Here is a 12,275-nt window from a genome sequence, read left to right as displayed (position 1 = left end):
TCAGACCTCATTTTCCCTAACAACTTTACAGGGACTTCCATATGCTATAACGTTTGAAGGTATATTTTTGGTCACAATACTTCCTGCACCAATGATCGAATTTTCACCAATCTGAACTCCATCCAAAATCACTGAGCCGGCGCCAATAATAGTTCCATGGCCGATTTCAACTTTTCCAGCTACTGTAGTACCTGGATTAATATCCACAAAGTTCCCTATTACGCAATGGTGTCCAATGCTAACACCTCGCTTCACAGAAACTCCGAACCCAACTTTAGTCTGAGCAGAGACACTTATATTTTGTTCGAAAACGCACCCCAAACCTATTTCTGTACTCAAGGCTATACTACATGAATTATCAATTAAGGATATATAAGCCTGTTCCGTAACATCAAATTTCTTCTGAAAATAATCGAAAACACCGTGCTTATTATTACCTCCAGATACTCCAAAAACGCAAGGACTTTCTTTGTTTAAAACTAATTCCCCTTCATGAATAACTAGATCAAAAGGTTTCGTATTGATAATCGGTTTTACTACCGATGGTAAATTTTTGAATACTTCAATGTTGTCTGAGATTCGATTTTGCCTAATTAGGTCATAAAGAACTGGAATATAATAGGGTCCAAAACCAAGTATTTGAATACTACTATACACGAAATTTCCGATTATAAAATCCTAACTCCCCGAATTCTTTCGGAGACCAAAATTTCTTTTGATTATCCTCTATAAATTTATGAGTTCTTCTTACCAAATCTAAATTGGTGACTTGCTTTATCTTATTACCATCCAGCCAGATGTTATCCTCTAGTCCTATTCTTACATTATATCCCATCGCAATTGCTGAAGAGTTCACTTTTAATTGATCTGAACCCAAACCTGCTAAGGCCACAAAATCATCTTCAGGAATTTCATTTAATGCTACACCTATCTGAGAATAGGTTGCCTGAAATCCGGCAATATTTCCAAATAAAAGATTCCAATAATAAGGCCCTTCGATGATCTTCTTTCTGATTAAATATTTTCCATAATTAATCATTCCTAAATCAAAACACTCCAGTTCGGGTACTACTCCGTAATCCTTCATCTTTTCAGCCAGTTCCACGATAATATCCGGAGAATTCATTGAAGCCTGACGCATAAAATTGAGACTTGATAATGTAAGGGAACACATGTCTGGCTTTAATTCAATTACCGCTGAACGTTTTTCAAATTCCGGAAATTTTCTTCCTGAGGTACTTCCGCAAACTATAAGATCGGGACAGTGTTTACGTACACCCTCAAAAATTTCCTGATATATTTCTGGTTTCCAGGTTGGCTCACCGCTCTCCTCACGGGCATGGAGATGCGCAATAGTAATACCTATTTCATAAGCCTCATGGGTTTGCTCAATTATCTCATTAGGTGATATTGGAATATGGGGCGTCATTTTTTTTGTCGGAACCATTCCTGTTGGACAAAAATTGACTACTACTTTGTTCTCATTCAAAATAATATAGGATTTAATAAACTAAATTAAGACATCTTGAGGCTCTTTCCAAAGGTTATTAAACTTCCCTTAAGATCCTATGGCATAAAATTCAAATCCAATTTTCTCTTTTTCTGCGCGGTTCAATAATCGTCTACCGTCGAATAAAAATGCCGGCTTTAGCATATCATCATAAATCAATGACCAGTCTAAACTTTTAAATTCATCCCATTCTGTCAATACAGCGACAGCGTGAGCATCCTTAGTAACATCCATAGCAGAATTAACTACTGTTACCCGAGCCCTGTTTTCAGCTTCTGATCGGGTATTTAGATGATCCAGATCAGCGTAGACTTGCTCGGCATTAACTTTAGGATCATAAACTACTACATCTGCCTGTTCGTTTAGCAAATAGTCAACCACATATATCGCGGCAGATTCTCTCGTATCGTTCGTATCTTTTTTAAATGCCCAACCCAAAACTCCGATTTTCTTTCCGGATACTGTATTAAACAAAGTCTTTACAATATTAGCCGCAAACCTCTTTTTCTGGTGATCATTCATGATAATCACCTGTTCCCAGTAATCCGCCACTTCATTAAGTCCATAAGACTTAGCAATATAAACCAAGTTTAAAAGATCTTTCTGGAAACATGAACCACCAAATCCAACAGATGACTGCAGAAATTTCGGACCAATCCTTGAATCCATACCTACAGCTTTTGCTACTTCGTTTACGTCTGCACCAGTTTTCTCGCATAATTCAGATAGTGAATTAATACTTGAGACACGTTGTGCCAGAAATGCATTGGCAGTTAATTTTGACAATTCGGACGACCAAACATTTGTGGTTAAAATTCTTTCACGATCGATCCAATGCGCATAAACATCTACTAAAGCTTCTACAGCTTCAGCTCCTTCAGTTGTATCTATATCCCCTCCAATTAGCACTCTGTCTGGATTCATTAAATCATCCACAGCAGTTCCTTCAGCTAAAAATTCAGGGTTAGATAAGATTTGATACTTTACTCCATTTCCAGTATTATCTAAAATGTTTCTAAGTGCTTCCGCAGTTCGAACTGGTAAAGTAGATTTCTCAACTACAATTTTGTCTGTCGTGGCAACTCTGGCGATCTGCCTGGCGCATAACTCTATAAATTTAAGATCAGCTGCCATACCTTTTCCGATACCATATGTTTTGGTAGGCGTATTGACAGAGATGAAAATCATATCTGCCTGATCTATAGCTTTTTCAACATCGGTTGAGAAAAATAGATTCCGCCCCCTGGCCTCTTCTACGACTCTAGATAAACCTGGCTCATAAATTGGAATATTATCAACATTGTCATCATTCCAGGCCGCAATTCTTTTGTCGTTGATATCTACAACTGTAACATTGATTTCCGGACACTTTTGAGCAATTACAGCCATTGTAGGGCCACCAACATATCCCGCACCTATACAACAAATATTCTTAATCTTCATTTATAATTTTTTATCACATTTATCACCCAAAACTCCTTTTACGTCATAAACAACTGAATTAGGTTGTTTTAAATCTTCGAGGTCTAGCTCCAAAAATTCTCTATGAGCAACTGTTAGCAGGATAGCATCAAACTTTCCGTTTGGTAAGTCTTTAACGGTATTTAATCCATATTCGTGTTTTACTTCTGCTGGATTTGCTAGAGGGTCAAAGATCGTGATGTCTACTCCGTACTCTTTCAAACTTTTGATAACATCAACTACTTTCGTGTTACGAACATCAGGACAGTTTTCCTTAAATGTAATTCCTAATATCAAAATTTTGGAAGCCTTTACTTTGATATCATTCTGCAGCATTAGTTTAACAAGTTCCGAAGCCACATATTGGCCCATACTGTCATTCATTCTTCTACCTGCAAGAATAATCTCGGGATGATATCCAATCTCCTGTGCTTTTTGTGCAAGATAATATGGATCTACACCTATACAGTGACCTCCAACTAATCCAGGTTTAAAAGGTAAAAAGTTCCATTTTGTACCTGCTGCTTCCAGAACATCCTGAGTATCAATGCCCATCATATTAAATATCTTGGCAAGCTCATTTACAAATGCGATATTGATATCTCTCTGAGAGTTTTCAATCACTTTTGCTGCTTCAGCTACTTTAATAGTTGGTGCCAGGTGTGTTCCGGCAGTAATAACCTCAGCATACAGATTGTTAACCTGTTCTCCTATTTCAGGTGTTGACCCTGCGGTTACTTTTAATATTTTCTCTACAGTATGCTCCTTATCTCCCGGATTAATCCTTTCCGGAGAGTATCCTACGAAGAAATCTTCGTTGAATTTTAACCCCGAAAATTTTTCCAGAACCGGCACGCATTCATCCTCTGTCACTCCTGGGTATACGGTTGATTCATAAACCACAATATCACCTTTGGACAAGACCTTGGCAACAGTTTCACTACTTTTATACAAAGGAGTAAGATCTGGTCTATTATTTTTATCCACAGGTGTTGGCACGGTAATAATGTAGTAATTACAATCTTTTATATCATCAAGATCTGCTGAACAATACAAGCCTTTGTCGTCAGAATTTTCATTTTTAAGGGAAGCTTGTAATACTTTATCTTCAACTTCGAGCGTAGAATCCATACCGGACATTAATTCCTTAACTCTAGCTGAATTAATATCAAAACCAACTACAGGAAATCTAGTTGAAAAAAGTCTCGCAAGTGGTAATCCAACATAGCCTAAACCTATAACTGCTATTTTCTTTGTGTCTTTCATTTGTCTATAAATTATCCCAGTACCAGTGAGTAGCCTCTTTCAGACCATCCTCTATTCTATGTGTGGGATTATAGTTAAGTAATTTTTTAGCCTTTTCTACCGATGCCAATGAATGAGGTATATCCCCTGGTCTGTTTGGACCATGTTTTATTTCAACTCTAGATATATCTGAATCATACTGAGCTAAATTTTGTTTCAATAGATGTGTCAACTCTTTCAAGTTTGTTCGATCACCCACTGCTGTGTTATAAACTTCGTTGAGCGCTTGTTTATTATCTGTTGTTAAGCAAAGTAAATTCATCTGCACTACATTATCGATGTAGGTAAAGTCTCGGGAATAAGTCCCATCTCCATTGATCACAGGACTTTCCTTTCTCATTAGCTGCATTACGAATTTCGGGATCACTGCTGCATACGCTCCATTTGGATCCTGTCGTCTTCCGAATACATTAAAATAACGGAGTCCAATCGTATTTAGACCATAAGATTTATTAAAGATATTAGCATAAAGTTCATTGACGTATTTTGTGATCGCATAAGGAGACAATGGCTTACCGATAACATCTTCTACCTTCGGAAGGTTTTCAGAATCTCCATAAGTTGATGAACTTGCAGCGTACACGAAGCGTTTTATACTATTATCACGAGATGCTACAAGCATATTTAAGAAACCAGAAACATTGACATCGTTACTAGTAATTGGATCATTAATAGATCTTGGGACGGAGCCCAAAGCTGCTTCATGCAGAACAAAATCCTGATTTTTGGTCGCTTTGATACAAGTTTCCAAATTTCTGATATCACCCTCTATAAAATGAAAATTTGGATTTTCAAGAAAAGGCTCTATGTTATGTTTATGACCTGTGGCAAAATTATCCAGGCAGGTTACTTCAGCACCAAATTCCAAAAGCTTTTCACAAAGATTAGAACCAATAAATCCTGCTCCACCTGTGACAAGTACTTTGGATGCTTTCAATAAATCCTTCTGAGAGTCAGTTATCAAACTATAAATTTTAAATTATCAATTTGCAAAGATAGAATTTCAATCCTAAGTATTGTTAAAGGAATTTTAAATAAATCCATTACTAAAACTTACTTGATTCCAAATGAACCATAGTAGTTGCTATTATCTTCTCTTCAAATTTGCCCGCGGGAATGTCTCCGGCTATCCTTTGATTAAGCACTTCTACCGCCTTAGTACCAAGCTCTGAAGGATGCTGTTCGATATAACTGAGCGATGGTGTAAGATATTCCGCGATGTCTTTATTAATATACCCAATAATCTTCAGGTTTTCCGGGATACTGATTTTTTGCTCATAAGCGACTCTGGTTGCGATTATTGCGCTTTCAAAATCTGTACAAAGTAAAGCTTCAACTCTTTCTGTAACTAAAAGTTTTTCAATTTTGGATTTCAAGGTACCCTCACTACTGCTCCGCGCTGTAAAAACCTGTAAACTTTCCATCGCCTTTTGATAACCAGAAATTCTTAGCTTCCCGATTCCAACGTGATGAATTGCAGAAGCGATCCCTATTCTCTCCAAACCTTTTGCTCGAAAAAATTTTGTGGCATCGTAAAAACTTTTTTCATCATCGACTCCAACCTTATCAGCAGGAAGGTTCAAATTGATACGATCATAAACAACTACCGGTATGTCATAATCCAGAAGACCGAATAAGTGATCATACTCAGCTTTCTTTTGAGTTTCTTCTGAAACTGCGATTAAAACTCCGTCCACCATTCCGGATGTCAAGAGATCACAGATTTGTTTTTCACGGTCCAGAGACTCATTGGAAATGTAGGTGATAATTTGCTGGTCATGCTGCTGTGCCTGTGCTTCTATTCCAGACAAGACTCTGGCAAAAAAGCTATTCGATATATTGGGAATCACGACACCAATGGTGCCCGTTTTACTCTTTTTCAGGTTTACTGCCACTGGATTCGGACGATAATTATGTAGCTTGGCCAGTTCCTTGACTCTTTCAGCAGTTTTAGGACTAATTTCCGGACTATCATGAAGTGCCTTGGAAACCGTGGAAACACTTACGTTCAGTAATTTGGAAAGCTCTTTTAGGGTGATTTTACTCTTCATAGGAATACTTTGACAAAAATTGATTCGGTTTCACTTAGGAAATCATGAGTTCCCTCTTAAATACAAATCTGCAAAGAAATGAATAAATAATGATTTTATGATGGTTTGACATAAGAAGGGTGATAATAGACATACGTCAGAATTTAGAATTATGTTCTGATTTTCAAAATCAAGATTAGATCATTTTCAGATTACAACAAAGCTTTATTTTCATCATTTAAGGACGAAAACCCCTATAAACACTCAGTTAAACTTATCCTAAACATCTTGAAGCTTTTGTTCATCATCTGCTATCATCGTAATTTACATGAATTAAATTTAAACAACCATGAAAGATTACGGAACATTATCACAGGCGATAAACAAACTAAAACTAGAAGAAGGTTATAAGCATGACTTTAATCTTCTGGACGAGAAAATCGAATTAAAATCGGAGAATGAAACCTTCGGTGTGGAAGAATTTGAAGTGGATAAAGTGCTACGCTTCGAAGGAATGAGTAATCCAGATGATAATTCCATTCTATATGCGATTACAACTACAAATGGACAGAAGGGTATTTTAACTGATGGTTATGGTATTTCAAGTGGTCAGATCTCAAAGGAAATGATGAAAAAACTGGACTTAAAAGATCATAGACCAATCGATTAATGGTTAAAGTTCTACTAAACCAATTTTTAAAATTGGGGGTTAGACTCAATCATCATAATTTTGTATCGAAATTACTGAAACTATAAACAAAAACTATGAATTACTTAGGATTAGACAAAGATAAGACTGCCAAAACAGTTACAGAACTAAACATTTTACTTGCTGATTATCATTTATATTATCAGAAACTTAGAAACTTTCATTGGAACGTAATTGGAAAAAATTTTTTCGACCTTCACGAGAAATTCGAAGAGTTGTATGACGAAGCCAAACTTAAAGTTGATGAGATTGCTGAACGTATACTTACCTTAAGGTATCAGCCTACAAGTAATATGAGTGAGTACCTGAAAGATTCTAATTTAAAAGAATCACCTAGTGATATCTCAGATAGCAAAATGATCGAAATCTTACTGGAAGATCACGGGCTACTATTAAAGCAAATGAGAAAAGTGGTTGAAATTGCAGACAAATCTGGTGATGAGGGTACTATTGACCTAATTGGTGCCTACATCAGGGAACTGGAAAAAACTAGCTGGATGCTGGATGCATGGAAGATGAAAACTTCAGATCAACACAAACCAGTAAAAAAATAATCTTAAAGTATGCAGCAATTTAATCTTCAGGATTCAGTAAAAGGTATATGGGATAAACTAGAAGGATGGTTGGATGCGATCATTTTAGGTTTTCCAAACTTTCTACTGGCAGTTGTGGTTTTTATCGTCTTTATTTTTATCGCGAAATATGTCGGTAAAATATTTGATAAGATCTTTGCCAGAAGCATTAAGCAGGATTCCATACGCCAGATGGCTACGAAAGTAATTAAGGCTATCGTAATCCTGATAGGTTTTTTCATCGCACTTGGTCTTCTCAATCTGGATACCGTTCTTACGTCTGTCCTGGGAGCGGCAGGGGTAGTTGGACTGGCTATTGGTCTAGCTCTGCAGGGGACTTTAAACAATACCTTTTCCGGACTAATTCTTAGCTTTCTTCCTGAATTACAAATTGGTGATTGGGTAGAAACAAATGGATTTGCAGGTTCGGTTATGGAGATCAACCTTAGAAATATCGTTATCAAACAGTCTGATAATAACTATGTGGTGATTCCAAACGGAAAGATTATCGAAGAACCATTTAAAAACTTTTCCAGAACCAATCGTTCAAGAGTTTTTGTGAATTGTGGAGTTGGATATTCGTCAGACCTAGAAATGGTTAGAGAACTTACCATAAAAACGATTGAAGATATATTTCCGCAGAGAGGAAATGAGGAGGTTGAGCTAATGTTTGAGGAATTTGGGGATAGCTCCATTAATTATGTACTGAGGTTCTGGACCGATGTCACTAAGAACAGGGATATACTTATCGCCCAGAATACCGCAATTATCGCAATCAAGAAAGCCTATGACGCTGAAGGTATCAATATTCCATTCCCAATTAGATCCATTGATTTCACTAATAAATTATCGGTATCTAAAGAATAATATTCTGGGTTTCCACGAAAAAAAAACCGGCTTAAAAGCCGGTTTTTTTATTTTATTCTAAACCTAGAATTTTAATCCCAGACTAAATTGCAATCTCGGACCTTCACTTCCTGCAAAAAGACTTGCCTTCGCCTGAATAGCATCTGCGCTATTTATCCAGAGACCTCCACCGTAGCTATCATGCCATTGGTTACTTGACCGGTCTTTAAGCCATACTCTACCTAGATCATAACCGCCATAGATACCTAGCTGAAATGGCAAGAAACTTGTCGATACCGTATCGAAAGAATATCGAAGATCTGCTCCAGTTCCAAATGAGCTTTTCCCCGAGAACCTTTCAGACCTATACCCTCTTAATCCGCTATTGGCGCCCAATTGAGCCGACTGATAGAACTCAAATTCATCACCAATATTAATGTGGGCTTCTGCCCTGGTTTTCAGTACAAGTTTTCTATCTCTGGTAAGTGCGTTATAGAATCCCATATAAGGTTTAAAATAACCAAACTGCCGTTCTACATCTGCAGTATTTAATTTTGCCCCAAGATTCAACTCGAACAACATCCCTCTTGTAGGCACCAGTACGTCATCATAACTTTCATAGCGATACATGGCATCCAGACCAGCAAAATACTTCCGCTCAAAAATATTATCTTCTGAATTTGCGAACATTTCAGCAATAAATCGGTTGTCATTTTCAGTCACTTCAATAGACTCAAAACTGGCCGTAAAACCAAAAAAGCTTCCGAAGGGAGTCTTATTGACTAAAGCGGCTTTTGCCGAAATTTCGTTAATCCCAACACGATTATAATCCATCCCAAGTTTATCTTCAGGATTATTGGTCTCATTTCCGAAGCCGAAGAAGTTATCTGAATAATCCGGACTTTTAAAATTGGCCCCCAATTGTAAATTGTATTTGCCAACAATATTAGCAAACTCTGCCTCATAGCCCAATTCGAAACCATTTGTCGCTGAATGATATTCGGCAGCCAAAGTATGTTGGGAAGTAAATGGATTTCTTTTGAACCTGTTGATCGCTTTTACATATTCCAATTGAAAATTGAAGGCATCATCTGGATTGTAACTAAAGTCAGGCAGAATCGATCCAGAAGCAAAGGTCTTCTTATCCTTGTCGTAGGTATTTATCTCATAATTATCTGTCAGACGAAGTTTCGCATTACCCAGTTCATTGATAGTGTTGGGCAGAGATTTATGGTCGTATACTTTTAGTTTAGAACCATTGCTGATGGTATACTCATCATTGTTCTGTCCTCCTATAAGTCTTACAAATATTCCTGCTTTGGCATCACCATTTACAAAGATTTTGTCATCATCGTCAAGACCATACACCCAAATCTCTGTTGTTTCATCATTTCGATAGGTTTTATCACTTAAAATTTCAGCTCTTTCCCCGTCTTTGTTTCTGGTGATAGTTACGCGTGTGTTTCCATCTGTTAGTCTTTCGATATCAATGAAATCATCTTTATCTGTTCCCGTTACAATAGCGAGATCTGCCAATTTCTCATAATATCTATTGGCAATAACAACTAAATTATCTCTCCTTCCCTGTACATTTTTAATAAGTTCCTGAGTGGTTTCGCCTGTGGTCTCTTCGGGCAATTTCGCAAAAGCCTTTTCAATAGCCTCATCTGTCACATGATCCCGAAGATATTCAGCCTGCTCTATCCAGGTACTTTTCCCTGTATTTTGCAAAAGTGACCTATCCAGACCCATCGCAGCGATATTGAACCATTCCACATCCTTGATGTCATCTCCATAAACCGCAAATTGATTGGCAAATCCCGTGATCGCTCTTAAGGTGCCAAAAAAAGCTCCGTCAAAATTGCTGAAAACCTGATCCCTGTCTCGTGGGATTGCTTTAAAGATATGCTTGTCCCCCTCTTCAATTTCTGCCCATCTCCATTGATCCTGATGCCTGTCCCAGTCACCAATAAGCATATCGAATAAACGTGAACGAACATAAATGGACTCGTCGAGCACATACTTTTCATCTCTACGCAGCCTTTCCAGCATATCTGAAGTACTTACAATATCATGGTCTGGACTACCAAAGGCTTCGTAACCTGTCCAGCCTTCCTCCGGCCTTTCAACGATCATATAAATATCATCGCCATGCACCGAATTGTATTTCCCAAGCGCTTCCTGTTTAGGCAGGTAAAAGATCTCGGGGTTGGTATGGTATACTCCTGCAGCCTTACTAAGTTCTGGAATTGCCATAAATCCAAACGGATGAGCGGCAGTATAGAAATCTGTCAGTAAATTTTCAGCAACCGTGTTCTCCAGCTTATTTTCTACAGGCTGATTCTTAAAAGCCACGCTCTGTAGAAATCGTAGCGCATCCTTACGCACTCTTCGAATATTATATTCTCTTCCCTGCTTATCCTTAACTCTAAGTGATACAGTTTGATGGCCACCACCTTCGCGAACAACTTCAAGACCACCATAAAGAGTATCCAGATCTGCAGTTCGCAATGTAATTTCTGTACCATAAAGTTCACGGTATCTCTCACCCCAAAGCGTCTCATGAACAGGACTTTTTTCGGTCTCTTCTTCACGGTAGATGGATGTGGTAAATGTCTGCGGAAATTCGTCAGGATATTGCTGAAGTTCAAACGGAACAGGTGTTTCCAACACTTCTTTTTGATAAAGCAACTTCGGTTTATTGTCCTGGTTTCCGTAGAAACTTACCCATGAAGACCCATCCTTAAAAACATCCAGTACGGCAAACCCCTGCCCCGGGTAAGCGAAGAGGCCATCATTACTTAATGTTGCATAAGAGGCTTTGGAACCAGAACCAGAAACGATCTGCTTCACACTATCATGCTCGATATACTGCAGCGAGTGCTCATGTCCAGAAGCAAAGATTACCCGTGATGAACCCTGAGCGATGGTACTTAAACGCGTCGCCAGCGATTTATAGCGGTTATTTTGAGCATCCTGAATAGAAACTCCACCTGTGGTTCTAATAAGTGTTGCTAGCGAACCTAATATTGGAAGCGGAATTTTCTTTTGCGAAGGGTAAATATGCCTGTCAAAAGTATATTGACCACCGTGAACTCCGTTCGTATAGATTGGATGATGTAAAGCGATTAGGATCGTTTTATTCTGATTTTTCTTGATCTCAGATTCTACCTCAAGAAACATGGCTTCCCTGGTCTTAATCTGTTCACAATTATCATTTATCTTAGGATTGTCGTCCCAGTCTTCCAGGTACCATTGTGAGTCTATAACAATCATCTGGATGTTCTCAGAAATTTCTATAGATTCCATGCCACAGCCAATTTCCGGGCTCCAAACCAGGATATCTTCAAATTTATTTTTCAAATATTCCTTCTGCCTGTCCAGTCCTTCCAGCTTTTCGTTATACCAATCATGATTACCAGGTATAAAAACTACTTTTCCCTCATAATTTTCTATTGCATCCAGTTGTGCATCCAATCGATACTCCGCCTCTTCTCTTTCCGAAGAACCTTCCGCAGGCATTCCATCAGGATAGATATTATCACCTAGGAAAATTGAAATATTCTCTGTTTGTTTGACAGAATCCAGATACGATTTGAAAGCCAGAAGTCCCAGCGAAGAACCTCCCGGAGGTGAATATCCACCATCACCAAGCAGGTAAAAGGATTTTTCGATTTCTTTTGAAGATGGATAACCAAAATCTGAAGATGCCTCTCCATCCCTGTATTTTGGTTCCAGACTGGCGCAGGAAACAACCAATAAAATAGCAAAGATACCGGCGAAAAGTTTAACTTTTTTCATAGAAAACTGTGGTCAATATTTTTTGTAATTTGGTCTTTGGA

10 protein-coding genes are annotated in these 12,275 nt (G+C 38.0%); 3 read left to right on the top strand and 7 right to left on the bottom strand.

Annotation, left to right across the window (positions count from 1 at the left end):
- The 6 genes from G529_RS16220 to G529_RS0111635 all read right to left on the bottom strand — a co-directional run bounded on the left by G529_RS16220 (position 1) and on the right by G529_RS0111635 (position 6,327).
- Complete coding sequence (locus G529_RS16220) at positions 1 to 657, bottom strand: DapH/DapD/GlmU-related protein (RefSeq protein WP_051201424.1); 657 nt, start codon at positions 655 to 657, stop codon at positions 1 to 3.
- Positions 650 to 1,489: a beta-keto acid cleavage family enzyme gene (locus G529_RS0111655; protein WP_211220662.1), complete on the bottom strand. Its 840-nt coding sequence runs from the start codon at positions 1,487 to 1,489 to the stop codon at positions 650 to 652. Before G529_RS0111655 ends, G529_RS16220 begins: the two co-directional genes overlap by 8 nt.
- A gap of 69 nt (positions 1,490 to 1,558) precedes the next feature.
- Positions 1,559 to 2,953, bottom strand: coding sequence for a nucleotide sugar dehydrogenase (locus G529_RS0111650; protein WP_026915700.1), 1,395 nt, complete (start codon positions 2,951 to 2,953; stop codon positions 1,559 to 1,561).
- Entirely contained in the window at positions 2,954 to 4,237 is a 1,284-nt protein-coding gene (locus G529_RS0111645; RefSeq protein ID WP_026915699.1) for a nucleotide sugar dehydrogenase, read from the bottom strand. It abuts the gene before it with no gap.
- 4 nt (positions 4,238 to 4,241) lie between these two features.
- Positions 4,242 to 5,240 (bottom strand): SDR family oxidoreductase, encoded by a 999-nt coding sequence (locus tag G529_RS0111640; RefSeq protein WP_422678728.1) that lies wholly within the window; start codon positions 5,238 to 5,240, stop codon positions 4,242 to 4,244.
- Between the two features lie 82 nt (positions 5,241 to 5,322).
- Positions 5,323 to 6,327, bottom strand: a complete 1,005-nt coding sequence (locus G529_RS0111635) for a LacI family DNA-binding transcriptional regulator (protein ID WP_026915697.1) — start codon at positions 6,325 to 6,327, stop codon at positions 5,323 to 5,325.
- 328 nt (positions 6,328 to 6,655) lie between these two features.
- Between G529_RS0111635 and G529_RS0111630 the strand changes: the two genes are divergently transcribed.
- The 3 genes from G529_RS0111630 (at position 6,656) to G529_RS0111620 (ending at position 8,454) form a co-directional block, all read left to right on the top strand.
- The gene (locus G529_RS0111630) at positions 6,656 to 6,976 is read left to right on the top strand and encodes a hypothetical protein (RefSeq protein WP_026915696.1); all 321 of its coding nucleotides are present in this window, start codon (positions 6,656 to 6,658) and stop codon (positions 6,974 to 6,976) included.
- A gap of 95 nt (positions 6,977 to 7,071) precedes the next feature.
- Positions 7,072 to 7,569 carry a Dps family protein gene (locus tag G529_RS0111625; protein ID WP_026915695.1) on the top strand — a complete coding sequence of 166 codons (498 nt, stop codon included), beginning with the start codon at positions 7,072 to 7,074 and terminating at the stop codon, positions 7,567 to 7,569.
- A gap of 9 nt (positions 7,570 to 7,578) precedes the next feature.
- Positions 7,579 to 8,454, top strand: coding sequence for a mechanosensitive ion channel family protein (locus G529_RS0111620; protein ID WP_026915694.1), 876 nt, complete (start codon positions 7,579 to 7,581; stop codon positions 8,452 to 8,454).
- Between the two features lie 63 nt (positions 8,455 to 8,517).
- Here the strand turns inward: G529_RS0111620 and G529_RS0111615 are convergent, their stop codons facing one another.
- Complete coding sequence (locus G529_RS0111615) at positions 8,518 to 12,234, bottom strand: metallophosphoesterase (RefSeq protein WP_026915693.1); 3,717 nt, start codon at positions 12,232 to 12,234, stop codon at positions 8,518 to 8,520.
- Between the last annotated feature and the right edge of the window lie 41 nt (positions 12,235 to 12,275).

The organism is Christiangramia portivictoriae DSM 23547, from assembly GCF_000423045.1.
Lineage (GTDB): Bacteria > Bacteroidota > Bacteroidia > Flavobacteriales > Flavobacteriaceae > Christiangramia > Christiangramia portivictoriae.
This window is presented reverse-complemented; position numbering and strand designations above follow the sequence as displayed.

Bases quoted from the DNA above. Each gene is read 5' to 3' on its own strand.
- G529_RS0111650 (WP_026915700.1), bottom strand. From the start codon at position 2,953: ATGAAGATTAAGAATATTTGTTGTATAGGTGCGGGATATGTTGGTGGC.
- G529_RS0111645 (WP_026915699.1), bottom strand. From the start codon at position 4,237: ATGAAAGACACAAAGAAAATAGCAGTTATAGGTTTAGGCTATGTTGGA.
- G529_RS0111635 (WP_026915697.1), bottom strand. From the start codon at position 6,327: ATGAAGAGTAAAATCACCCTAAAAGAGCTTTCCAAATTACTGAACGTA.
- G529_RS0111630 (WP_026915696.1), top strand. From the start codon at position 6,656: ATGAAAGATTACGGAACATTATCACAGGCGATAAACAAACTAAAACTA.
- G529_RS0111625 (WP_026915695.1), top strand. From the start codon at position 7,072: ATGAATTACTTAGGATTAGACAAAGATAAGACTGCCAAAACAGTTACA.
- G529_RS0111620 (WP_026915694.1), top strand. From the start codon at position 7,579: ATGCAGCAATTTAATCTTCAGGATTCAGTAAAAGGTATATGGGATAAA.
- G529_RS0111615 (WP_026915693.1), bottom strand. From the start codon at position 12,234: ATGAAAAAAGTTAAACTTTTCGCCGGTATCTTTGCTATTTTATTGGTT.